The organism is Pseudomonas haemolytica, from assembly GCF_009659625.1.
Classification (GTDB): Bacteria; Pseudomonadota; Gammaproteobacteria; order Pseudomonadales; family Pseudomonadaceae; genus Aquipseudomonas; species Aquipseudomonas haemolytica.
The window spans coordinates 145,620-170,158 of sequence record NZ_VOIW01000007.1; the positions used below are offsets into that span (position 1 = coordinate 145,620).

At 60.8% G+C, this 24,539-nt stretch carries 13 protein-coding genes; 8 read left to right on the forward strand and 5 right to left on the reverse strand.

The features are described 5' to 3' along the window. Window positions 1–49: 49 nt before the first annotated feature. Window positions 50–4,789 (reverse strand): membrane-targeted effector domain-containing toxin, encoded by a 4,740-nt coding sequence (locus FRT59_RS22420; RefSeq protein ID WP_167524305.1) that lies wholly within the window; start codon window positions 4,787–4,789, stop codon window positions 50–52. 95 nt (window positions 4,790–4,884) lie between these two features. Next, window positions 4,885–5,589, reverse strand: coding sequence for a trehalose operon repressor (gene treR, locus FRT59_RS22425; protein WP_034115876.1), 705 nt, complete (start codon window positions 5,587–5,589; stop codon window positions 4,885–4,887). Between the two features lie 237 nt (window positions 5,590–5,826). Here treR and treP point away from each other — a divergent pair, with 237 nt between their 5' ends. The 5 genes from treP (at window position 5,827) to FRT59_RS22450 (ending at window position 13,309) form a co-directional block, all read left to right on the forward strand. Beyond that, window positions 5,827–7,269: a PTS system trehalose-specific EIIBC component gene (gene treP / locus FRT59_RS22430; RefSeq protein ID WP_034115875.1), complete on the forward strand. Its 1,443-nt coding sequence runs from the start codon at window positions 5,827–5,829 to the stop codon at window positions 7,267–7,269. 118 nt (window positions 7,270–7,387) lie between these two features. After that, window positions 7,388–9,034: an alpha,alpha-phosphotrehalase gene (gene treC, locus FRT59_RS22435; protein ID WP_153872432.1), complete on the forward strand. Its 1,647-nt coding sequence runs from the start codon at window positions 7,388–7,390 to the stop codon at window positions 9,032–9,034. Window positions 9,035–9,102: 68 nt separating this feature from the next. Next, complete coding sequence (locus FRT59_RS22440; protein ID WP_153872433.1) at window positions 9,103–10,323, forward strand: maltoporin; 1,221 nt, start codon at window positions 9,103–9,105, stop codon at window positions 10,321–10,323. A gap of 173 nt (window positions 10,324–10,496) precedes the next feature. Then, a complete protein-coding gene (ptsP, locus tag FRT59_RS22445) occupies window positions 10,497–13,028 on the forward strand; it encodes a phosphoenolpyruvate--protein phosphotransferase (protein WP_153872434.1) in 2,532 nt (843 codons plus the stop codon). 2 nt (window positions 13,029–13,030) lie between these two features. Next, complete coding sequence (locus tag FRT59_RS22450) at window positions 13,031–13,309, forward strand: PTS sugar transporter subunit IIB (RefSeq protein WP_153839129.1); 279 nt, start codon at window positions 13,031–13,033, stop codon at window positions 13,307–13,309. Window positions 13,310–13,433: 124 nt separating this feature from the next. Here FRT59_RS22450 and mltF read toward each other — a convergent pair whose 3' ends face one another. Further along, complete coding sequence (gene mltF / locus FRT59_RS22455; protein ID WP_034115870.1) at window positions 13,434–14,894, reverse strand: membrane-bound lytic murein transglycosylase MltF; 1,461 nt, start codon at window positions 14,892–14,894, stop codon at window positions 13,434–13,436. A 286-nt stretch (window positions 14,895–15,180) separates the two neighbouring features. Between mltF and purL the strand changes: the two genes are divergently transcribed. The 3 genes from purL (at window position 15,181) to FRT59_RS22470 (ending at window position 20,173) form a co-directional block, all read left to right on the forward strand. Beyond that, window positions 15,181–19,077: a phosphoribosylformylglycinamidine synthase gene (gene purL / locus FRT59_RS22460; RefSeq protein WP_153872435.1), complete on the forward strand. Its 3,897-nt coding sequence runs from the start codon at window positions 15,181–15,183 to the stop codon at window positions 19,075–19,077. A gap of 4 nt (window positions 19,078–19,081) precedes the next feature. Next, complete coding sequence (locus FRT59_RS22465; protein ID WP_198809835.1) at window positions 19,082–19,393, forward strand: YqfO family protein; 312 nt, start codon at window positions 19,082–19,084, stop codon at window positions 19,391–19,393. 258 nt (window positions 19,394–19,651) lie between these two features. Continuing rightward, complete coding sequence (locus tag FRT59_RS22470) at window positions 19,652–20,173, forward strand: hypothetical protein (protein WP_153872436.1); 522 nt, start codon at window positions 19,652–19,654, stop codon at window positions 20,171–20,173. Window positions 20,174–20,269: 96 nt separating this feature from the next. Here FRT59_RS22470 and nagE read toward each other — a convergent pair whose 3' ends face one another. Together nagE and ptsP (FRT59_RS22480) are read right to left on the reverse strand one after the other, a co-directional pair. Beyond that, complete coding sequence (nagE, locus tag FRT59_RS22475) at window positions 20,270–21,976, reverse strand: N-acetylglucosamine-specific PTS transporter subunit IIBC (RefSeq protein WP_153872437.1); 1,707 nt, start codon at window positions 21,974–21,976, stop codon at window positions 20,270–20,272. Between the two features lie 26 nt (window positions 21,977–22,002). Continuing rightward, complete coding sequence (gene ptsP, locus FRT59_RS22480) at window positions 22,003–24,516, reverse strand: phosphoenolpyruvate--protein phosphotransferase (RefSeq protein WP_153872538.1); 2,514 nt, start codon at window positions 24,514–24,516, stop codon at window positions 22,003–22,005. Window positions 24,517–24,539 lie beyond the last annotated feature (23 nt).

Below are 24,539 nucleotides of genomic sequence, written 5' to 3' on the forward strand. Positions count from 1 at the left end.
TGGGCAGTAGAACGTGGCCAGCGTGTGCCGTAGCTGAGTGTTGTATGGGTCATAGCGGTGCCGGCTTGCCAACCATCACCATACCCATATCCTCAAGCGCGGCAAACAATGCTTTGAGGCTGCCAAAGCGTTTGCCGCTCACACTCGGCCAGCTGGGGCGCTCGATGAAGAAATAGCCGTTCTGGTTACGGATATCCGTGGAAACCAACTCCCCCAGTTTGCTGCGATGTTTCAGGATTGGCGACAATGATGAGTCGACTGTGAACGCCCCGGAGCGCTGCAGCAGGGCCTCGAATGCCTCCCGGGTTGAAGGCTTTCGGGGTATCTGTGCCTGAAACAACAGATCGCTTTTCACCGCGCCTTCATTGCCGACCGCCGGGATACCGGGGTCCGGTATGATGCCTTGGGATTGCCCGGGTGCAACATCTTCCACCCTCAGGCCATACACTTCTTCCAGTTCGCTCAGCCCAGCAACCCCCTTGTAGTCGCTGACGTGGGTATTGCCCACCAGTGCCGCCCATTTATGCGCACCTTGCGCTGCCTGGTCGGCACGAATCACGGTGCTCGCGTAGTAGTTCATCAGGGCATGGCGCTCCGCACCGGTGGGGACGAGACTGTCGCTCACGGCGGCGGTGAAGCCATCAGTTCGATAACTGGCCAGGCAATCAATGGCCTGGATCCGGATTTTGTTGGCTTGGGCGGCGTTAACCAGTTCCATGAAGTTGTATTGCCCCAGGGGGTCTGTACCTTGGCCTGTGTCCAATGACTGAAGGTAGCGCCTGAGTTTCTCGGGCATTTCACCGGTTTCGGCGAACGTATCCAGGGCAGCCTGGTGAAAGTCTCTGAGCAGGTGTTCGCAATACAGGGTTTTGACGTTCTCTTGGGCTAATAACTCCATATGCTCGATCAGCAGTTGCTTGCTTCCCACGCTGTTGTGAGCCTCGCCGACCACTATTGCGCGCACGTCCTTGAGGAGCCCCTTGAGCCAGGTGGCGGTTGGCGCCTTGGCAGGTAACGCTGGCACGGGTGGCCGATTTTTCACGGTGAACTTACTCAGGAATGCCACGGCGTCCTTGAACAAACGCTGCCTTCTGGCCTTGAACGGCGCATAGGGGTCGAGTTCCTCAGGCCAGGTCATGATGCCTTCGTCGCTCAAGGCATAGCGCTCAGGGAGCGGTCCGGCGGCGGCGTTCTCCAAAGGGGAGCGTAAGTCAGGCGGTATTTCGTAGGCGACGGCCGGGCTTTGAGCCTCCACCAAGGGCGTGTGGCCAAGCAGCCTGTTGAGCAGTTGCCCTCCGCCTCCTCTCAGGCCGGGCTTAGGGACCACCTCCCATTCGCCTTGGGCGTTGAAGCGCACTGGGATGTTCTCTGACAGTGCATAAGGATTTTGCGGGTCGATGATTGCCCAATGACCGTCGCCGTTGACGTCGTTGATATAGCGGACGTAGTACGGAGTGTCTTTATACAGAATGGCGGCGGATGGGTTGGAGTTCAGTCGATAGATGCCTTGATCCCTGCCGGGTTCACTGACCGATTCCATGCCTTCGAGGATTTCGTTGGCTTCCCACGAGGGCGGAATGGGTGGAGTTGTATCTGCTTCAACTACGGTCGTCGGATTTGCCTGTGGTGCGATCGCTGCACCTGACTCGACGTCAGCCTGCACCGACGCCTGTACGGGCTCAACTTCGATTTGCGGCGCTGGCACCCAGCGCTTGACCAGAGGCAAGCCTTTGGCGTTGAGCCCCTGTGCATCCAGCGCTTGGCACAGATCTGTCAATGAGGGGTAGACGGTTCCCTTAAGTCGAGGAAAGTTGCCCGGGTCGAGAAAGTAACCATGGTTGGCCGTACGCTGGACGGTGTTGCGTACCAGCGTGTTGAGCCGGTTGCGGTGGATCAGTGTCAGTTCTGTTTGCGTCTGCTCCAGAAGGTAGTCGCCGGGAGCCTTGAGCAATTCATCGACACTTTGCGAGCTGAAGATGTGTGGGTTTGCGAATTCTTGCTCCCTCATCGGTACCAACAGGGTGAAGTCAGTGTCCAGCAGCGTCGGATTGGGGCGTGTCCGGTTACCGATGGGGGTATTGCTTACTTTGGGGCCGTAATCAATTTTGACCTGCGGGGGTTCGCCATTGAGCACCTCGCTGACCCGCACGCTGGTGCTTCCATTTATCTCACTGATCCCAGCCACCCCGCGGAATGTGTTGGTGTGCTGCGCATCGGTCAGTGCCACCCATTGACCGGGCCCATTCTTGAGTTGGTCCAGGCGGATGATTTCGCTGGTCAAAAAGTTATTGGCCATCTGGTCATCCACGGCAATCGGGTACGGCCGATAGTGGGCCAGGCTGCCCGTGGCCTGTACACGTATGTTGTTGCTGCGGGCGGCGTTGAGCAGTTCCATTGTGTTGAAGCGCACAGGCAAGTTGCTATCCAGTTCCTGGAGGTAGGCTTTCAGGTTTGCGGACATTTCCCCGGTAGCCGCGAACCTGTCTAGGTCGAGTTGATGAAGGTCGTTGCACAGGCGGTTCAGGTAGAGCGTCTTGACGCCTTTGCGCGCCAGCGCGGGCAAGTTTTTAATCAGCAAGTACAGGCTGGCGACGCGTTTTGGGCTTTCGGCCACAACCAGGTTTGCCCCGTTTTCCAGGACGCTTTCGACGAACCCAGTGGATGACAGTTCAGACGTGATCGCCGGCAGCACAGCGCGTTCCGGAAGGCTGCGGATGAAGAAGGGGCGCGAGTAAAAGCGACGCGCATCGGCCAGGATTCTGGAGCGGGCGGGATTGATAAAGTAATCAGACGTATAAAAATGGCGGGTGCTGCCGTCAGCGTTAGGGATCACCTTGGCGTAATCGGGGCCGCCAGACATCGCAAGCTCGATCTGAAAGCTGTCCATATTGTTGAGGTCGTACGGGGTAGTCAGGCTGGATGGGGCGTTCTGATAGCCCGCAGGCCCATAGGAAGTGGGGGGGCGCTGTTCAGCTTCGGTTGCTGGTGAAGCGGCGGCCGCCTGATGGGGGGTAGCCGGTTCTATCGGGCTTCCTCCCCTGACCGCGTCCGTTGGCTGCAAGGCATATTCCCATTCACCTTCGGCGTTCAGGCGTACCGCACGTGAGCCGAAGAATTCATGAGGGTGGGCCGGGTCGATGATGGCCCAGGTGCCCTTGCCATTGGCATCCGCTTCGTAGCGCACGTAATACACGGCGTCTTTGAACTTGATGACGGTCGAAGGGTTTGAGTTGACGGTGTAGATACCTTGATAACGGCCGCCTTCGTTCATCGCAGTGGCGCCTTCCAGGCCATTTTGACGCTTCCAGCCGGCCGGTATTTCCGGCTGGGCGGGGGCTGGCGTGAGCGGTTGCGATTCAGCGGGCAGCGCGGGCGTTTCGGTGGGCGCAGGTATCACCACCGGCTCGTCGACAGGCGTTGTGGCTGCTTTGAATTTGGCCATCTCGGCCGCTTCTGCGGCCTCCACTTCCGGGCCCAGTTCCACGATCGGACCAGGGCCGTGCAGCGCCACCAGATTGAACAGCGTATCGATGCCGCTGAGCACCGCACCTATCACGCCGGCCTTGCGTTCCTCGCTGGTACGGCCATTGACCGCCTGATCAATATTCAGCGCCAGGTTGGCGATGCTGGCGCCCAATACGGGCAGGGCCACTGGCCAGCCGACCACCGCCAGCGGGCCAAAAATTTTCAAACCTACGGTCAGGTAGCCTATCCAGAGCTTCTTTTTCAGCGCTTTTTGAGTGGTCAGTAGCTGTTGGGCTTCGTCATACATCGACCAGCGGGTCCGGTCCCTCAGCCAGGAAAAGGCATCGGTGGTGATGGCCTGGTTTGTCCGGTTGATCAGGTGATGGTCCGACTTGCCCCAGGTGGCGACCAGGCGGTTCATGAGGTCGGTGATGTTATCGGTCATGGCCTGGCGGTCGGACAGAGGAAAGCGGCAGAGGAAGGTGCTGCGGTTTTTTTCCTCGTTCATCTTGTCCAGGACCCACCAATGCAGGTTCGCAGGGGTATCGAGCACCTCGAACGCCGGAGTGTCGCCGGGTGTGTAGAGAATCTGCCGACCCTTTGCATCGACGATGCGCAACAGATTGATCGCGACATGGCCGTCCACATCCAGCGCATAAACCTGCACGCCGTTGCTGGGTGTGGTTTCGGTTTGCAGCATCTGCCGGGTGACGGGCCAGCTCAGGTTGGGCGCGACGGCGTTGAGGCAGGTCTGGAAATCATCGGCAGTCAGTTTTTTGAGCTCAAGGGCCTGGACGGCCTGGCTGAGGAAGCTGCACTTGGCCAGGGTACGAAAGTCGTCGGCAAAGGTGTGCCAGAAATCATCCAGTTTTTGCGTGTAGAGAAGGTCGAACTTCAGACGCCAAAAGTACTTCAGCACCTCGTTGCCATGCAGGCGCACTTCGTTGGTTTCATTGAAGTCGCCAAACTCCGGGCCTGCGGTATAGAACCCACCATACAGGTCGAGCAGGTCGGCGTTGTCGTAGTCGGTGACTCGAAATCGATGAATCACCAGTTGGGTCAGCGTGGTCGATTCGTAAGGCTTCTCCAGAATATGCTCCCAGCCGGTAAAGGTCTTGGTGCTGCTCTGGGCTGCCTTGAATCGGTGGTAGTAGATCTGGTCAGGGTCCAGGCCTTCTACGCCGTACCTTTTCAGAATTTCACAGGCGGTCTGATGGGCGCTGTCATGCAGGCTGGGGCACGCCTGGATCAGGCGAGTGGCCAGTTCTTTCAAAGCGGCCTTGTCGGCCGCATTGGGCAGTGCAGGGGGAGTACTCGGGTTCATGGGGTTGCTCATCCTTCAAAATGAACGTTGAGATTCCCTCGGCCCCTGCTGTTTCGTGCATTACATAGTTAGCGAATGATCGTGATGCCCAGCGCTCATCGCCGCGCAATATCCGAAAAGTAGAACTTATCCAGCGTATGCCGCGACTCGGTGTACTCGAACTGCCGCCCGTCCTGCAAGAACGTCTGGTTACTCACCACGATCACATGGCTTTGCCCATCAAGATCCAGATGCGCCTGGTCGTCTTTGCTGCGCGGCAGGGCTTCGATGGTGCGCTGCGCAAAGCTGATTTGCAGCTGCAACGTCTGTTCGATAAACGCGTAGATCGACTGTTCGGCGATCTCGCGATCCAGGCCGGGGATCAGGTCGGCGACGAAGTGGTTGATGTCGAGGATCACCCGTTTGCCGCCGATGCGCCGCACCCGTTTGACGCGGGTGATCAGCGTGCCGGGTTCGGCCTCGATGTGTTGCAGCAGTGAGCCTTCCAGCGGGAGCTGGGTGAATTCGACCACGTCGGTGCGTACGTCTTCGCCCAGGTCGGCGTGGGTCTCGTGGAAGCTGACGATACCGCCCAGTTGAAACTCAATCGGGTTGGGTGACAGCACGAAGGTGCCCTTGCCATGGATCTTTTGTGCAAAGCCACGCTCCTGCAACTGCTCGATGGCGCGCCGCACGGTGCCACGGCTGGCTTGGTAGGCGTCCATCAGTTCGGTTTCGGAGGGAAGGCGCGTACCGCGTTGCAGGCGTTCTGTGGTGATGCTGGCAAGCAGATCCGTATAGATCTGGTTGTATTTGCTCATGAGATGGCTCTGTGCCTGGCTTGCATTCAAGGCAGGAACCTTAGTGGCACAGGTGGGGTTTGTCCATTGGGCACCCGTGCAGCCTGGGGAAAAATCTGACGGGCAGTTCGCAATATTAAGCAAAAGTGTAACTCGTACAGACGAGTTGTTGATTTAACTCGTACAGACGAGTACTTTTCCCCTCGGCGTGCTGCCAATGACTGCCACCCATAAAAACAATCACAGTGGAAAACGATCATGAGCCACGACTATTCGACTATCGCCCGCGAGATTCTCGAGCACCTCGGGGGCAGCGACAATCTTGAGCAAGCCGCCCATTGCGTGACCCGCCTGCGCCTGGCGCTCAAAGACCCGAACCTGGTCAACAGCAGTGCGTTGAACCAGGTCGATCTGGTCAAGGGCTCGTTCTTTACCGGCGGCCTGTTCCAGGTGGTGATCGGCCCAGGCGAAGTGGAAAAGGTCTACGCCGCCCTGCGCGAACAGACCGGCCTTGCCGCCGCCACTATTGCCGACGTCAAAAAGAAAGGCGCCGACAAGACCAACGCCATGCAGCGTCTGGTGCGGGTGTTCTCCGATGTGTTCATGCCGATCCTGCCCGCGCTGATCATTGCCGGCCTGTTGATGGGCGTGAACAACCTGATGGGCGCCCAGGGCATGTTCATCGAGGGCAAGACGCTGCTGGAGGCCTACCCGAACCTGGATGGCCTGTGGAGCCTGATCAACCTGATGGCCAACACCTCGTTCGTGTTCCTGCCGGCACTGGTGGGCTGGTCGGCGGCCAAGCGTTTCGGCGGCAGTGAAATCCTCGGCATCGTGCTCGGCCTGATGCTGGTGCACCCCGACCTGCTCAATGCCTGGAACTACGGCAAGGCGGTCGCCGGCCTCGACGGCCAGAGCTTGCCGTACTTCGATATTTTTGGCTGGTTCCAGATTGAGAAGGTCGGCTACCAGGGGCAGATCCTGCCGATCCTGCTGGCGGCCTATGTGATGAGCGTCATCGAGAAATGGCTGCGGGCACGGGTGCCCAATGCGATCCAACTGCTCGTGGTGCCGATCACTACCATCGTCGTCACTGGCGTGCTGGCCCTGGCGATCATCGGCCCGGTAACCCGCCACCTCGGCATCCTCATCACCGAAGGCGTGGTCACCCTGTTTGACCTGGCGCCGATGCTCGGCGGGGCTATCTTCGGTTTGCTTTATGCGCCGCTGGTGATCACCGGCATGCACCACATGTTCCTCGCCGTGGACCTGCAGCTTATTTCTACCCAGGGCGGCACCTTTATCTGGCCGATGATCGTCATGTCCAACCTGGCCCAGGGCAGCGCCGCACTCGGGGTGTTCTACATGACCCGCAATGCGCGGGACAAAAGCATGGCCTCGACCTCGGCGGTTTCTGCCTACTTCGGCATCACTGAACCGGCGATGTTCGGCGTGAACCTGCGCTTCAAGTTTCCGTTCTACGCCGCGCTGCTGGGCTCGGCGCTGGGCAGCATTTTCCTGTCGCTGAACAAGGTGACGGCCTCGGCCATCGGTGTCGGTGGCTTGCCCGGGTTTATCTCGATCGTTCCGCAGTTCATTCCAAGCTTTGTGATCGGGATGGTCATCGCGATTGTCGTGCCGTTTGTCGTGACCTGTGTGTTGAGCATGAAGATCGTGCGGCCTGGATATCGGGTCGCCTGATCCACCGCCTTCGCGAGCAAGCCCGCTCCCACGGGAGAACGCATTTCAAATGTGGGAGGGGGCTTGCCCCCGATGGGGCCCTCAAGGCCAGCCCATAACTCTACTGAAGGAACCCACCATGCAAAACTGGCAACACTCGGTGATCTACCAGATCTACCCCAAAAGCTTCCACAGCCACGCGGGTAACGCCACCGGAGACCTGCTGGGCATCGTGGACAAGCTCGACTACCTCAAGTGGCTGGGTGTTGATTGCCTGTGGATCACCCCGTTCCTGCGCTCGCCGCAGCGCGACAACGGCTACGACATCAGCGACTACTACGCGATCGACCCCAGCTACGGGACCATGGCCGACTGTGACCTGCTGATCTGCGAAGCGGCCAAGCGCGGCATCAAGCTCATGCTCGATATCGTGGTCAACCACACCTCCATCGAGCACGAGTGGTTCCAGCAGGCGCGCAGCAGCCTCGATAACCCCTACCGCGACTTCTACATCTGGCGCGACCAGCCGAATAACTGGGAATCCAAGTTCGGCGGCTCCGCCTGGGAGTACGAGGCGCAGACCGGCCAGTACTACCTGCACCTGTTCGACCACACCCAGGCCGACCTGAATTGGGACAACCCCAAGGTGCGCGCCGAAGTGTTCAAGCTGATGCGTTTCTGGCGCGACAAAGGCGTGGGTGGTTTCCGCCTGGACGTGATCAACCTGATCTCCAAGCCCGCTGACTTCCCCGAAGACAACAGCGACGGCCGCCGTTTCTACACCGACGGCCCGAACGTGCACCAATACCTTCAGCAAATGCACCGCGAAGTCTTCGAAGGCCATGACCTGATCAACGTTGGCGAGATGTCGTCCACCAGCCTCGAACACTGCATCCGCTATTCGCGGCCGGAGTCGAAAGAGCTGTCGATGACCTTCAACTTTCATCACCTCAAAGTCGATTATCCCAACCTGCAAAAGTGGGTGAAGGCCGACTTCGATTTCCTCCAACTCAAGCAGATTTTCTCTGACTGGCAAATGGGTATGCAGGCCGGTGGCGGTTGGAATGCGTTGTTCTGGTGTAACCACGATCAGCCACGGGTGGTCTCGCGTTTTGGTGACGACGGTGAATACCGCGTGGTCTCGGCCAAGATGCTCGCCACGGCGCTGCACTTCCTCCAGGGCACGCCGTATGTGTATCAGGGCGAAGAGTTGGGCATGACCAATCCGGGCTTCGACACAATCTCGCAATACCGCGACGTGGAAACCCTGAATATCTTCCGACTCAAGCGCGATGCCGGGGAGTCCGAGGCGTCGAGCATGGCGGCGATCATGCAGAAGTCCCGCGACAACGGCCGTACGCCGATGCAATGGAACAGCCAGGCCAATGCCGGTTTCAGCCGTGGCGAGCCATGGATTGGCATCCCGGCCAACGCCGCACAGATCAACGTCGAAAGCCAACTGGATGACCCGGACTCGGTGCTGCATCACTACCGCGCCTTGATCGCCCTGCGGCGTCGCGAACCGCTGATCCAGGACGGTGTTTACCAGCAACTGCTGCAAGACCACCTTCAGGTTTGGGCGTACCTGCGCGAAGGCCATGGCGAACGGCTGCTGGTACTCAACAACTTCTACGGCACAGCTTGCGAAATCCAACTGCCCGACCACGTGATCAACCCGATGTGCGGGCAACGTCTGTTGATCAGCAATTACCCCGACTGCCCGGTGCGTTCGAGCACGGTGGTGTTGCGTCCTTATGAATCGTTTGTGCTGCACCTCAAGGATTGAGCCGCCCTACAGGCAATCGCATCACGCAAGAAAGCAAGAAAAAACAATAAAAATAAAAGGAGTGCTTCATGAAAACAAAAATAAAACTGGGCCTCATTGCGTCGTGCCTCACCGCGCCGTTTGGCGTCCAGGCGCTGGAGTTCGCCGGTTACTTGCGCAGCGGCGCGGGCACGTCAACGGGCAGTGGCAAGCAGCAATGTTTCCAGCTGCCGGGGGCGCAAACCAAGTACCGCTTGGGTAACGAATGCGAGCAGTACGCTGAGCTGGAACTGCGCCAGGACCTGCTGACCCTTGACGACGGCTCGGTGCTCAGCGTGGATGCGATGGCCTCGCTCTACAACAAGTACGATCGGGCCCTGAAGTTCCAGGGCGAAAACAACGGCTCGGCGCGCATGCCGCAGATGTACGCGCAGTGGTCCAACCTGCCCAGCCTCAATGGCGGCTCACTGTGGGCCGGGCGGCGTTACTACAAGCGTAACGACATTCACATCTCCGACTTCTACTACTGGAACCAGAGCGCCACCGGTGGGGGGATCGAAGACGTGCTGATCGGCGGCTTGAAATACAGCTACGCCTTGTCGCGCAAGGACAACCTGTACCAGAAGGAATACGCCACCCGTCACGACTTCAACGTGGCAGGTTTCAACACCAACCCGGGCGGCGAGCTGGAGCTTGGCTTGAGCTACATCGCAAAGGCTGGTGGGCGTGACACCAACAGTGGTTGGGCGTTGACGGCGCAGCACGTGCAAACGCCATTCCTGGGCGGTAAGAATAAATTCGCCCTGCAGTACGGCGAAGGCCCCGGCACCGGCCTGGGCTACACCGGCAATACTGCGTTGGACAAGAGCAGTAAAAGCTACCGTGCCGTGGAGTTCTTCGATTGGCAGGTGACCCCGCGTTTCGGCGGGCAGGTGGAGGCGGTGTACCAGAAAGATGTACGTCCGGGACGACAGGACCAGAACTGGATCTCCCTGGGTGTACGCCCGGCGTACGCCATCAGCGAGCAATTCAAGCTGGTCGCTGAACTGGGGCACGATCAGGTCGAGGCCACGGGCGGTACGCGCAAACTGAGCAAATTTACCTTCGCCCCGACCTGGTCACCCAAAGGCCCGGAATTCTGGGCGCGGCCGGAAGTGCGGTTGTATTACACCTATGCGTCTTGGAACGAAGCAGCCAAGCGTGCCGCGAATGAGTTGGCGGCGGGCTCGGCGTTGTCTGATACCGGCGCTTATGGCACGGCACGGCATGGGTCGAACATGGGTGTGCAAGTCGAATACTGGTGGAAATAACTGCGGACTAATGTGGGAGCGGGCTTGCTCGCGAATACGGTGGGTCAGTCACTACGTGTATCACCTGATACACCGCTTTCGCGAGCAAGCCCGCTCCCACATTTGATTTTCGTCATCCCGCAACTTTTGTATCCATCCAATGATTTTTACAGAACAACACAACAGGTGACGTCATGACCACATCTCAACCCCTGGAACTGCTGGCGCCCCTGTCCGGGGTGCTGCTCGCGCTGGATCAGGTACCCGACCCAGTGTTTTCCAGCCGCGTGATCGGCGACGGCCTGTGTATCGATCCCACCTCGCAGAGCCTCTGCGCGCCGCTGGCTGGGGTGATCAGCAACATCCAGGACAGCGGTCATGCGGTGAGTGTCACTGACGAAAACGGTGTGCAGGTGCTGCTGCATATTGGCCTGGACACCGTGAACCTGGCGGGCCAGGGCTTCACCCGCCTGGTCGAGGAAGGCCAGCGGGTGGAGGCCGGGCAGCCGCTGATCGAATTCGACGCCGACTATGTGGCGCTCCATGCACGTAGCCTGCTGACCTTGATGCTGGTGGTGAGTGGCGAGCCATTTGTGCTGCTGGTGCCGGAACAGGCGCGGGTCAAGGCAGGCCAGCCGCTGTTGCACTTGTCACCCGCAGACACACTCGCCGAGGTGAATGAAGAGGAGGGCGACGCGCTGTTTTCAAAGCCACTGACCTTGCCAAACTCCAACGGTTTGCACGCTCGCCCTGCGGCGGTGTTTGCCCAGGCGGCGAAGGCGTTCAGTTCAAGTATTTACCTGCACAAGCAAACCCAGAGCGCGAATGCCAAGTCGCTGGTGGCGATCATGGCGCTGCAAACCTCCCGGGGCGATAGCCTGCAAGTGAGTGCAGCGGGCGAGGATGCCGAGGCGGCGATCCAGGCGCTGGTGACGCTGTTGCTAGACGGCTGTGGCGAAACGTTGGCAGCTGCGGCTGGGGTGGTCAAGCCAGCCGCACCGGTGTTATCGCCGACCGTGTTGCGGGGTGTGTGTGCGTCGCCGGGCTCGGCGTTTGGCCAGGTTGTCCAAGTGGCGCAGCCGCAACTCGACATCCCCGAGGCCGGTGCTGGAGAGGCCTTTGAGCGTGCTGCATTGGCGCGTGGCCTGCGGGCGGCAGCCCAGGCGCTGCAAACCCTGCAAGCCAAGGCGGCCGGCGGTGCCCAGGTCGAAATTTTCCGCGCCCATCAGGAATTGCTCGAAGACCCCACCTTACTTGAGCACGCCCACAGCTTGCTGGCCGAAGGCAAGAGCGCTGCCTTTGCCTGGAACAGCGCCACATTGGCGACCGCAAAACTCTTGGAAGGCTTGGGCAAAGCGTTGCTCGTCGAACGCGCAGCGGACTTGGCCGACGTCGGGCAGCGCGTGCTCAAGTTGATCCTGGGCGTGCCGGACTGCGCATGGGATTTGCCTGAGTGCGCGATCCTGGTCGCCGAGCAGTTGACACCCTCGCAAACCGCCGGGCTCGATACCAGTAAGGTGCTCGGCTTCGTCACCGTGGGTGGCGGTGCAACCAGCCACGTTGCGATTCTCGCCCGCGCGCTCGGGCTGCCGTCTATTTGCGGGGTCCAGGCGCAAGTACTGGCGCTGCCCAACGGCAGGCAGGTCTTGCTCGATGCCGACAAAGGCGAGCTGCATCTGGAACCCAACCTGGCTGAAATCGAACACCTGCAGGCGATTCGCCAACAGCAACTGCTGCGACGCCAACGTGAAGTGGCCCAGGCAGCACTGGCCGCGGTCACCTGTGACGGCCATCACGTCGAGATCACCGCCAACGTGGCCTCATTGCAGGAAGTGGAGCAGGCCCTGGCCTTGGGCGGTGAAGGTGTCGGCCTGCTGCGTTCAGAGTTTCTCTACCTGGACCGCAATCGCGCCCCGAGCCCCGAGGAGCAGGCCAGTACCTACAGCGCCATCGCCCGCGCCCTTGGCACCGAGCGCAATCTGGTGGTGCGTACCCTGGATGTGGGGGGCGATAAACCCTTGGCCTATGTGCCGATGGAAAGCGAGACCAACCCGTTCCTGGGCCTGCGTGGTATTCGCCTGTGTCTGGAGCGCCCCGAGTTGCTGCGTGAACAATTGCGCGCCATCCTCACCAGTGCCGGTTTAGCGCGGCTGCATATCATGCTGCCAATGGTCAGCCTGCTCTCCGAGCTGCATCTGGCGCGCGCGATGCTCGAAGAAGAAGCGTTGGCGCTCGGCCTGACCGAGTTACCGAAGCTGGGCATCATGATTGAAGTCCCTTCGGCCGCGTTGATGGCGGATGTCTTTGCGCCCCATGTGGATTTCTTCTCCATCGGTACCAATGACCTCACCCAATACACCCTGGCCATGGACCGTGACCATCCGCGCCTGGCCAGCCAGGCCGACAGTTTTCACCCAGCAGTGCTGCGTCTGATCGATACCACGGTCAAAGCCGCCCATGCCCACGGCAAGTGGGTGGGGGTGTGTGGTGCGCTGGCTTCGGAAGCATTGGCGGTGCCGATGTTGATCGGGCTCGGCGTGGATGAGCTGTCGGTCAGCGTACCGCTGATCCCGACCATCAAGGCCACCGTGCGCGAACTGGACCTGCTTGACTGCCAGATCATCGCTCGCCAGGTGCTGGGCCTGGAAGAAGCCGACCAAGTGCGTGAGGCCCTGCGCCTGTACCACGCGGCCACCGTTGAAACCTCACGTGTCATGGAGCACTGAGCATGTTGGAGAAATTGCAGCGGGCATTCTGGAAAGCCCTGACCCCGGACCTGATTGCCGAAACGGTTGCGCCATCGACACCTGGCCTGCTGTCGGCCGATGTGCTGAGTGCATTGGGCGGCGCCGAGAATCTCAAGTCACAGCAGCGTGTGGCACTGACGCGGGTGCGGGTGCAGTTGCAGGATATAGGCCGGTTGGATGAGGCGGCGTTGAAGGCGGCGGGTGTAGCAGGCGTGATGGTGTTGTCGGGCGGCGTAGTCCACCTGCTCACCGGCCTCTAAGCCAAGCGGAGATCAAAATGTGGGAGGGGGCTTGCTCCCGATGGCGGAATGTCAGTCACCACATGCAGTGACTGACCCCCTGCTATCGGGAGCAAGCCCCCTCCCACATTGGTATTCAGTGTTCTTATAATTGCGGGCTGTCCTGCGGTGGCTTGGTCTTGTCCACACCCGGCACATGCAGGTTGCCTTCCACCACCTGGTTGCCTTCCAGCTGCGGCTGGGTCACCCAGGTGAGGATGTCGTAGTAGCGCCGGATGTTGGCCACAAAGTGCACCGGCTCGCCGCCCCGGGCGTAGCCGTAGCGGGTCTTGCTGTACCACTGCTTCTGCGACAGGCGCGGCAGCATCTTCTTTACGTCCAGCCACTTGTTCGGGTTCAGGCCTTCTTTCTTCGCCAGGATGCGTGCGTCGTCCAGATGGCCACCGCCCACGTTATAGGCGGCGAGGGCGAACCAGGTGCGGTCGGGCTCGGCGATCTTGTCGTCCAGCTCATCCTTGATCTTGGCCAGGTACTTGGCGCCGCCCATGATGCTCTGCCTGGCATCCAGGCGGTTGGACACGCCCATGGCCTGGGCGGTGTTCTGGGTCAGCATCATCAGGCCGCGCACGCCGGTCTTGGAGGTGACGGTCGGTTGCCACAGCGATTCCTGATAGCCGATGGCTGCCAATAACCGCCAATCGACCTTTTCGGCCTTGGCATAGGCGCGAAAGTGCTTCTCGTACTTGGGCAGGCGTTGTTGCAGATGCTGGGCGAAGGTATAGGCGCCCACATAGCCAAGTACATCGACGTGCCCGTAATAGCGATCTTTCAGGCGCTGCAACGTGCCGTTCTTCTCGACCTTGTCCAGGTAACCGTTGATCTCATTGAGCAGGCTGTTGTCAACGCCTGCGGCCACGGCCCAGCTCTGGTGGCTGGCATTGCCAAGGTCGAACGCCACGCGCACGTTGGGGAAGTACACCTGGTTCATCGCCACTTCGTTGGAGTCCACCAGGGTCAGGTCGATCTGCCCCTCGTCCACCATGCGCAGCAGGTCGACCACTTCAACAGCGTCGGATTCTTCGTATTCGATTGCAGGATTCTGCTTTTTCAACGCCGCCAGTTGCTCGGCGTGGGTGCTGCCCTTGAGCACCATGATCTTCTTGCCCACCAGGTCGGCCGCGTTGGTCGGGCGTGACTGGCCGTTGCGATAGATGATCTGCGGGGTCACTTCCAGGTACGGGTGGGAGAAGCGCACCTGCTGCTGGCGCTGTTCGCTGCTCACCAGGCCGGCGGCGGCGAGCACCGGGCCGTTAGGCTTGCCCAGTTGGTTGAACAGGTCGTCGAGGTTATCGGCCGTCTCGATTTCCAGCTTTACGCCCAGTTCGTCGGCAAAGCGCTTGACCAGTTCGTATTCGAAACCGGTTTCACCGTTGCGGTCCTGGAAATACGTGGCCGGGCTGTTCCGGGTGACCACCCGCAATACGCCATCCTCCTTGATTCGCTCGAGTGTGCTGGGCTTATCAACACAGGCACTGAGCATCAGGAAGAGCGAGGTGGCGATGAGCCATTTGACCCATCGCGGGCGCAAAACAGTTGGGGAGAACATCTGCGCAGTATACGCAAACGGCCCATGGCGCCATATCTCGACAGCGGCGGACTTGTCTGCTAGCGCCGCTTAAACTGTGCTGCAGCCCGCAGAAACGTGGCTTGGCGAGCGATTATGACGGTTAAAATAACTGCGCCCAGTACCGTGGATAACACCCTGATCGCGTGCAAACCTTGCCAACTGACGTTCGGCAGCGGCCACCGGTAGCGTTTCGGGTGCCGTTGGCGATGGTTTACGCTAGAATGCACGGCCTCAAAGCACACCCCTTCCCGAGGCTGTCCCGAAGATGTTGATCCTGCGCGGCGCTCCTGCCCTTTCTGCCTTTCGCCACAGCAAACTCCTAGAGCAACTGAGCCAAAAGGTTCCAGCTGTTACAGGCCTGTACGCTGAATTTGCTCACTTCGCCGAAGTAACCGGCGTCTTGACCGCCGACGAACAGCAAGTGCTGGCACGCCTTCTGAAGTACGGCCCAAGCGTTCCTGTTCAAGAGCCGACCGGCCGCTTGTTCCTGGTTCTGCCGCGGTTCGGCACCATCTCGCCCTGGTCGAGCAAGGCCAGTGATATCGCCCGCAACTGTGGCCTGGACAAAATCCAGCGCCTGGAGCGCGGTATCGCTTTCTATGTTGCCGGCCAGTTCAGCGATGCCGAAGCCGAGTTGATCGCCAGCAGCCTGCACGACCGCATGACCCAGATCATCGTCAGCCAGCTGGAACAGGCTGCCGGCCTGTTCAGCCACGCCGAACCCAAGCCGCTGACCGCGATTGACGTGCTCGGCGGTGGCCGCGCCGCCCTCGAGAAGGCCAACACCGAGCTGGGCCTGGCCCTGGCCGAAGACGAGATCGACTATCTGGTCAACGCCTTCAACGGTTTGAAGCGCAACCCCCACGACATCGAACTGATGATGTTCGCCCAGGCCAACTCCGAGCATTGCCGTCACAAGATCTTCAACGCCAGTTGGGACATCGACGGCGAAAGCCAGGAAAAAAGCCTGTTCGGCATGATCAAGAACACCTACGTGATGCACAGCGAAGGCGTTCTGTCGGCTTATAAAGACAATGCCTCGGTGATCGTCGGCTCCGTCGCCGGCCGCTTCTTCCCGGACCCCGAAACCCGCCAGTACGGCGCGGTACAGGAGCCGGTGCACATCCTGATGAAGGTTGAAACCCACAACCACCCGACCGCGATTGCCCCGTTCCCGGGCGCAGCCACCGGTTCCGGCGGCGAAATCCGTGACGAAGGCGCTACCGGCCGTGGCGCCAAGCCAAAGGCGGGCCTGACCGGTTTCACCGTGTCCAACCTGCAGATCCCGGGCTTCGAACAGCCTTGGGAAGTGCCGTACGGCAAGCCCGAGCGCATCGTCACCGCACTCGACATCATGATCGAAGGCCCACTGGGCGGCGCCGCGTTCAACAACGAGTTCGGGCGCCCGGCGCTGACCGGTTATTTCCGTACCTTCGAACAATCCATCACCACTCCCCGTGGCGATGAAGTGCGCGGCTACCACAAGCCGATCATGTTGGCCGGCGGCATGGGCAACATCCGCGAAGAACACGTCAAGAAAGGCGAGATCCTGGTCGGCTCCAAGCTGATCGTCCTCGGCGGCCCGGCGATGCTGATCGGCCTGGGTGGCGGCGCGGCTTCCTCCATGGCGACCGGCACCAGCTCGGCAGACCTGGATTTTGCTTCCGTACAGCGTGAAAACCCTGAGATGGAACGCCGCTGCCAGGAAGTCATCGACCGTTGCTGGCAGTTGGGTGACAAGAACCCGATCAGCTTCATCCACGACGTCGGCGCCGGTGGTTTGTCCAACGCCTTCCCGGAACTGGTCAACGATGGCGACCGTGGCGGCCGCTTCGAACTGCGCAACATTCCAAACGACGAGCCGGGCATGGCCCCGCACGAAATCTGGAGTAACGAATCCCAGGAGCGTTACGTACTGGCTGTTGGCCCTGAAGACTTCGCACGCTTCCAGGCCATCTGCGAACGTGAGCGTTGCCCGTTTGCCGTAGTCGGCGAAGCCACTGCCGAGCCGCAGCTGACTGTCACGGATAGCCACTTCGGCAACAGCCCGGTGGACATGCCACTGGAAGTGCTGCTGGGCAAAGCCCCGCGCATGCACCGTTCAGCCGTACGCGAAACCGAACTGGGCGATGATTTCGACCCAAGCGCGCTGGACCTGGCCGACAGCATCGAACGCGTACTGCACCACCCGGCCGTAGCGAGCAAAAGCTTCCTGATCACCATCGGCGACCGCACCATCACCGGCCTGGTGGCCCGTGACCAAATGGTTGGCCCATGGCAGGTTCCAGTCGCTGACGTTGCCGTCACCGCCACCAGCTTCGACGTCTACACCGGTGAAGCCATGGCCATGGGCGAGCGTACGCCGCTGGCCCTGCTGGACGCTCCGGCGTCAGGCCGCATGGCCATTGGTGAAACCCTCACCAACATCGCCGCATCGCGCATCGGCAAGCTGTCCGACATCAAGTTGTCGGCCAACTGGATGTCGGCTGCCGGCCACCCGGGTGAAGACGCGCGCCTGTACGACACCGTCAAGGCTGTCGGCATGGAGCTGTGCCCTGAGCTGGGGATCACCATTCCGGTAGGCAAGGACTCGATGTCCATGGCCACCCGCTGGAACGAAGACGGCACTGACAAGAGCGTCACTTCGCCGCTGTCGCTGATCGTCACCGGTTTTGCGCCGGTCACCGACATCCGTCAGACCCTGACCCCGCAACTGCGCATGGACAAGGGCACCACCGATCTGATCCTGATCGACCTGGGCCGTGGCCAGAACCGTATGGGCGCTTCGATCCTCGCGCAAACCCACGGCAAGCTCGGCAAGCACGCGCCAGACGTGGATGACGCCGAAGACCTGAAAGCCTTCTTCGCCGTGATCCAGGGCCTGAATGCCGACGGCCACCTGCTGGCTTACCACGACCGCTCCGACGGCGGCCTGCTGACCAGCGTTGTCGAGATGGCCTTCGCCGGTCACTGCGGCCTGAACATCGTGCTCGACAGCGTTGCCGAGGATGCTGCCGAGATCAACGGCATCCTCTTCAACGAAGAGTTGGGCGCCGTGATCCAGGTGCGCCAGGACGCTACGCCAGACGTGCTCGCACAATTCAGCGCCGCCGGCCTGGACGACTGCGTGGCCGTGATCGGCCAGCCGATCAACAACGGCGAGATCAACATCTCGTTCAACGGCGACACCGTGTTTGCCGGCCAGCGCCGCCTGCTGCAACGCCAGTGGGCCGAGACCAGCTACCAGATCCAACGCCTGCGTGACAACGTCGACTGTGCCGAGCAGGAGTTCGACGTGATCCTGGAAGAAGACAACCCGGGCCTGAGCACCAAGCTCAGCTTCGACGTCAACCAGGACATCGCCGCGCCTTACATCAAGAAAGGCATCCGCCCACAGGTTGCCGTGCTGCGCGAGCAGGGCGTCAACGGCCAGGTGGAAATGGCAGCGGCTTTCGACCGTGCCGGCTTTAACGCGATCGACGTGCACATGAGCGACATCCTCGCCGGTCGCGTTGACCTCAATGAGTTCAAAGGTCTCGTAGCGTGCGGTGGTTTCTCCTACGGCGACGTGCTGGGTGCCGGTGAAGGCTGGGCCAAGTCGGCCCTGTTCAACAGCCGTGCCCGCGACGCGTTCCAGGGCTTCTTCGAGCGCAACGACAGCTTCACCCTGGGCGTGTGCAACGGTTGCCAGATGATGTCCAACCTCAGCGAACTGATTCCGGGCAGCGAGTTCTGGCCGCACTTTGTGCGCAACCGTTCCGAGCAGTTCGAAGCCCGTGTCGCCATGGTGCAGGTGCAGGAATCCAATTCGATCTTCCTGCAAGGCATGGCCGGTTCGCGCATGCCTATCGCCATCGCCCACGGTGAAGGCCACGCCGAGTTCGCCAGCGAAGAAGCACTGCTCGAAGCCGACTTGTCCGGCACCGTGGCACTGCGTTTCGTCGATAACCACGGCAAGGTCACCGAGAGCTACCCGGCCAACCCGAACGGCTCGCCACGCGGGATCACCGGCCTCACCAGCCGCGACGGTCGTGTGACCATCATGATGCCGCACCCGGAGCGCGTATTCCGCGCCGTGCAAAACTCGTGGCGCCCGGAAGAGTGGAGCGAAGACGGCGCCTGGATGCGCATGTTCCGCAACGCTCGTGTGTGGGTGAACTAAGGCCGTGTACAAGCTCGCCTTCTTTGTGCCCGACAGCCATGTGGAGACGGTGAAAACCGCCGTCTTCGCAGCCGGCGGCGGGCGCATCGGCGACTACGACAACTGCGCCTGGCAAGTGCTGGGCCAGGGCCAGTTCCGCGCGTTGGACGGCAGCCAGCCGTTTATCGGGCAGGTGGGCCAGGTTGAAGTGGTTGAAGAATGGAAGGTTGAGTTGGTGGTGGCGGATGAGTTGATGGTGGCTGTAGTGGCTGCGCTCAAACTGAGTCACCCGTACGAAACACCGGCGTATGAGGTGTGGCAGTTGGCGGATTTCTGATTCGCATACTGCATTAACAAGAAACCCGCTGAGCCAGTTTGGCCAGCGGGTTTTTTGTTGGCTGCAAGGGCCTCATCGGGAGCAAGCCCCCTCCCACAGTTGACCGAGTTCCAACGTTGGAATGCAGCCAATGGGAGAGGCTTGCCCCCGATGGCGCCCGCCCAGGCGCCTCGGTTTTTTCCGACAACCGCCAGCGGTTGCCGCTCGGAAGCAGCCCCATTAGCTTGGTCGGATCATTGTTAAGCTGAGTCAAACTTCATGGACGATACCGAACACCTCAATCGCGAAAGTGACTTTCAAGAAACGCTTAAAGAGGCCAGGCAAGACGAAACCGCCATCTGGAATAAAGTCCAACAAGTCAGTTCCAACAGCCATGTTGCGCTGTGCTTCCTGAACGGCACTGCACAAACATTTGAACTCGCTGCTGCCAGTTGGGACATCGGCGCAGTGCAAGAGGAATACGTCATACACCCGTGGAGCTATCTGACGTTCGTGTTGCGGGCAGAAATACCCTACTTTGCCCGAGGGCGAGCGTCGACCGAGGCAAAGCACAGTTTTACCTATACAAGTGGCAACCAATCCTTTGAATTTTCCACCTCGCTCAAAGTGAGGAAAAAATACCAAGCCTTCTCTTTTTCACCGGATACCGTGGCTCAAAGAGAACACACCATCGTCTCCACCGGTGCGGCCCCGTTGCTTTGTTTCTCAGCGATTACCCACGCGTCGGCCAGTCAGCCCTACCACTACGCAGTGGCTATCAGCATCGGTGGGCAGTACTGAGTGAGAGCAAGCCCGCTCCCCCATTTTGATCTGTGAATACATTCAAAATGTGGGAGCGGGCTTGCTCGCGAAGAGGCCTTTTCAAACGATGAAGCTTTAAGCTCCCGCCCCGATCTGCTGAGCGCCGACCAACCGCTCCAGCGCCTCACCTAACCCGGACGCCTTGTCACCAATCAATAGGTGCCAAACACCGCTATCCAGTTGGCTCACACCTTGGCAGCCGAGCGCAGTGAGCTGAGCTTCAGACAACACCGAATCATCCCCCAGCTCCACCCGCAACCGGGTGATCGCTACCGCTTCCAGATGGCGCACATTCCCGCGGCCACCCAGGGCACTCAGCCATTTCTCGGCCTCTTGAACATTCACTGCCGCGGGCTTATCCACAGGTGCAACCGCTACAGGCGCTACGGCAACAAACCCTGGCATCGCCAAGCGAATCTCATCGGCAATGCTGTCCGCCATCGGCCCAACCACCACCTGCAAACTGCCGCCGTTGCCCGGGCGCACGATGGCCATGGCGCCCAGCGCTTTGAGTTCAGCATCCACTGCCTTGTTGCGATCAAGCATATCCAAGCGCAGGCGCGTGGTGCACGCACCGACACTCAGCAGATTCTGCGCACCACCCAAGGCCTGGATATAAGCCGTGGCGCGCTGGTTATCGCTCATCGCTTCAGCCTGTACCACTTGGATATCTTCACGGCCCGGCGTCTTCAGGTTGAAGCGGCGGATGCAGTAGGTGAAGACCGAGTAGTAGATCAGCGCGTAAGCCAAGCCAACCGGGAACACCAGCCAGCCGTTGGTGGACTTGCCCCAACCCAGCACCATGTCGATAAACCCGCCGGAGAAGGTAAACCCGAGGTGGATATCCAGCATATTGGTGACAGCCATCGACAGGCCCGTCAGCACCGCATGGATGAGGTACAGGAATGGCGCCAGGAACATGAACGCAAATTCAATCGGCTCGGTCACCCCGGTCAAGAACGACGTCAGCGCCATCGACAGGAAAATCCCGCCCATCACCTTACGTCGTTCCGGCAGTGCGTTGCGGTACATCGCCAGGCATGCAGCGGGCAGGCCGAACAGCATCACCGGGAACATGCCGGTCATGAACTGGCCGCCTTTGGGGTCGCCGGCGAAATAGCGGGTCAGGTCGCCCGTCACCACTGCGCCGGTTACCGGGTCGGTGAAGCTGCCGAATACAAACCACGCCATGTTGTTGAGGATATGGTGCAGGCCAGTGACGATCAGCAGGCGGTTGAATACACCGAATACGAATGCGCCCAGGCTGCCGCTTTCCATCAGCAGCACGCCGAAGCTGTTGATGCCGTGCTGGATCGGTGGCCAGATCAGGCCGAAGATTACGCCTAAACCTACTGCGCTGAAGCCGGTGACAATCGGCACAAAGCGTCGCCCACCAAAGAACGCCAGGTACTCCGGCAGCTTGATGTCCTTGAAGCGGTTATACAGCCCGCCCGCCATCAAACCGCTGACGATGCCCGCGAGCATGCCCATGTTGATGGAGGTATCCATCACCTTGAGGGTGGATACCATTACCAGGTAGCCAATCGCCCCGGCCAGGCCAGCCGTGCCGTTGTTGTCGCGGGCAAAGCCCACGGCGATGCCAATGGCGAAGATCAGCGCCAGGTTGGCGAAGATCGCTTGCCCGGCATCGTGCATCACCGCGATGTTGAGCAAATCGGTGTCACCCAGGCGCAGCAGCAGGCCGGCGATTGGCAGGATCGCAATCGGCAGCATCAGTGCGCGGCCCAGGCGTTGCAGGCCTTCGATAAAGTGTTGGTACATGGCGTGTCTCCCTATTCTTGTTGTTTTCAGCTCAGCGGCCAGTGGTGTTGACAGGCTTGGCGAACCGCCTTGGCGCTGCTCAGGTCGAGCAGTTCCAGGCTCAGTTGCCGGCATTGCGCCGCGTCCAGGTGGCGAACGCGGTCCTTGATTTCTCCGATCTGCGGCGGGCTCACCGACAGCTCGCTGACGCCCAGGCCGACCAGCACCGGCGTGGCCAGTGGGTCGGACGCCAGGGCGCCACAGACACCGACCCAACGGCCATGCTTGGCCGCTCCGATGCAGGTCTGGGCGATCAGCCGCAGCAGCGCCGGGTGCAGGGCGTCGACTCGGGCGGCCAGGCCGGCGTGGTCGCGGTCCATGGCCAGGGTGTACTGGGACAGGTCATTGGTGCCGATGGACAAAAAGTCCGCGTGCCTGGCCAACTGCTCAGCCATCAGCGCGGCGGCGGGCACTTCGATCATCACGCCCAGTTCGGGGCGCTGCGTTAGCTCAAGTTCCACGCACAGTTCATCCAGGCGCTGGCGAATCTGCAGCAGTTCATCCACTTCGCTGACCATCGGCAGCAGGATGCGGCACCGCGCCAGCGGCGAGACTTGCAGCAGGGCGCGCAGCTGCTGGTCGAGCAGTTCCGGGCGTACCTGGGCCATGCGAATACCGCGCAGGCCCAGCACCGGGTTGGCCTCGACGGGCAGCGGTAGGTAGTCGAGCTGCTTGTCGCCACCCACGTCGATGGTACGGATGATCACTGACTTGTCGCCCATGGCGTCCAGCACGGCTTGATAGGCCTGGCGTTGCTCTTGCTCATCCGGCGCGGTGCGGCGGTCGACGAAGAGGAATTCGGTGCGCAGCAGGCCGACGCCATCGGCGCCGTTGTCAAACGCCACCTGGGCTTCGGCGCTGGAGGCGACATTGGCGGCGACTTCGATACTCACGCCATCGGTGGTGTGCGCCGGCTGCTGGGCTTGGGCTTGTTGCTGCTGGCGCCGTAGTTTTTGCGTTTCGCGAATCTGGTGAACTTCGGCGTGGCGCGCGTCGCTGGGGGCCAGTTCAAGGCGACCATTGGCGGCGTCGAGCACCACCCGTTGGCCTTGGGGCACGTCGAGTACTTCACTGCCCAGTGCGACGAGACAAGGCAAGCCTTTGCCCCGGGCCAAAATAGCCACATGGGAGGTCGCGCCGCCTTCGGCCATGCAAATACCTGCCGCCCGTTGCGCACTCAGTTGCAGCAAGTCCGAGGGCGTCAGTTCGTGGGCACTGACAATCGCACCGGCCGGCAATTCGAAATGCCAGGCTTCACCCAGCAACGCACGCAGCACCCGTTGTTGCAGGTCACGCAGGTCATTGGCGCGCTCGGCAAACAGCGGTTTGCCCAACGCCAGCAGCACGGCACATTGGGCCTGGATCGCATCACGCCAGGCGTGGGTGGCGGCGCTGCCCTGTTCGATGGCCGCGGTGGCCGCGTCGAGTAATGCCGGGTCCTCCAGCAGGGCGAGGTGGGCGGCGAAGATCTCTTCTTCCTCGACGTTCTTGCGTCGGCGGGCGTGGTCCAGGGTGTTGCGGATTTCGCCGCGCACTTGCTCAAGGGCCGCATCCAGGCGTTGCAGTTGTTCGTCGACGTTATGGGTGCCGGTGTCTTCCGGCAGCTCGATACCCGCCAGGCGGAACAGCGGCCCGCACACCAGGCCCGGTGCCGCGCATACGCCTTGCAGCACATTGGCTTCGGTATTCGCCCAGCGAGGCGTGGTGGCAACGACCGGCGCGTGATGTTCCTCGTGGACTGCCACGGACAGCGCGGCGACCAGTGCCTGCAACGCGGCTTCGCAATCCTTGCCACGACAGCTCACCCGCACCTCGTCGCCCTCGCCAATCCCCAGCCCCATCAGGCCGATCAGGCTGTCGCAGGCCGCCGACTTATCACCGAAATGCAGCTGCGATTGGCTGCTGAAACCCTGTGCGGTCTTGCGGATCAGTGCAGCAGGGCGCGCATGCAGGCCGCCACGGTGGGTGATACGCACGCAGGCAGCTACTTCAGCGGCCGAGTTATCCACAGCGGTTTGAACCGATGCGGATGTGCGCACGGCAATCCGCATCAGCGCTTCACCGACCTTTACCGTCTTGCTCGCAATCGGTTGCAGCTCGAAGCGTTCACTGTTGGTCAGGATGATCAGGCTGACCAGGCTTTTGCACTGGCGCGCAATGCGGTCCAGATCAAACTGCACCAACGGCTGGCCTTCGCTCACCCGTGCGCCTTCCTTCACCAGCAAGGCAAAGCCTTCGCCATTGAGCTCCACGGTGTCGATGCCCACATGCATCAACACTTCGGCACCGTTGTCGGCGCGAATGGTCAACGCATGCCCGGTGCGGGCAACGTGGATGATCACGCCGTCACAGGGCGCCTGCAGGCAATCATTCAGCGGGTCGATGGCCAGGCCATCGCCCATGGCGCCGCTGGCGAACACTTCGTCGGGAACGTTGCCCAGGGCCAGCACCGGCCCACTGAGGGGAGCGCTGAGGGTCAGTACATTATTGTTGTTGGACATGGGCACGGTACTCATCAGGAAAA

Excerpts from the sequence above, each read along its gene's own strand:
- FRT59_RS22420 (WP_167524305.1), bottom strand. The coding sequence starts at position 4,789 with ATGAACCCGAGTACTCCCCCTGCACTGCCCAATGCGGCCGACAAGGCC.
- treR (WP_034115876.1), bottom strand. The coding sequence starts at position 5,589 with ATGAGCAAATACAACCAGATCTATACGGATCTGCTTGCCAGCATCACC.
- treP (WP_034115875.1), top strand. The coding sequence starts at position 5,827 with ATGAGCCACGACTATTCGACTATCGCCCGCGAGATTCTCGAGCACCTC.
- treC (WP_153872432.1), top strand. The coding sequence starts at position 7,388 with ATGCAAAACTGGCAACACTCGGTGATCTACCAGATCTACCCCAAAAGC.
- FRT59_RS22440 (WP_153872433.1), top strand. The coding sequence starts at position 9,103 with ATGAAAACAAAAATAAAACTGGGCCTCATTGCGTCGTGCCTCACCGCG.
- ptsP (WP_153872434.1), top strand. The coding sequence starts at position 10,497 with ATGACCACATCTCAACCCCTGGAACTGCTGGCGCCCCTGTCCGGGGTG.
- FRT59_RS22450 (WP_153839129.1), top strand. The coding sequence starts at position 13,031 with ATGTTGGAGAAATTGCAGCGGGCATTCTGGAAAGCCCTGACCCCGGAC.
- mltF (WP_034115870.1), bottom strand. The coding sequence starts at position 14,894 with ATGTTCTCCCCAACTGTTTTGCGCCCGCGATGGGTCAAATGGCTCATC.
- purL (WP_153872435.1), top strand. The coding sequence starts at position 15,181 with ATGTTGATCCTGCGCGGCGCTCCTGCCCTTTCTGCCTTTCGCCACAGC.
- FRT59_RS22470 (WP_153872436.1), top strand. The coding sequence starts at position 19,652 with ATGGACGATACCGAACACCTCAATCGCGAAAGTGACTTTCAAGAAACG.
- nagE (WP_153872437.1), bottom strand. The coding sequence starts at position 21,976 with ATGTACCAACACTTTATCGAAGGCCTGCAACGCCTGGGCCGCGCACTG.
- ptsP (WP_153872538.1), bottom strand. The coding sequence starts at position 24,516 with ATGTCCAACAACAATAATGTACTGACCCTCAGCGCTCCCCTCAGTGGG.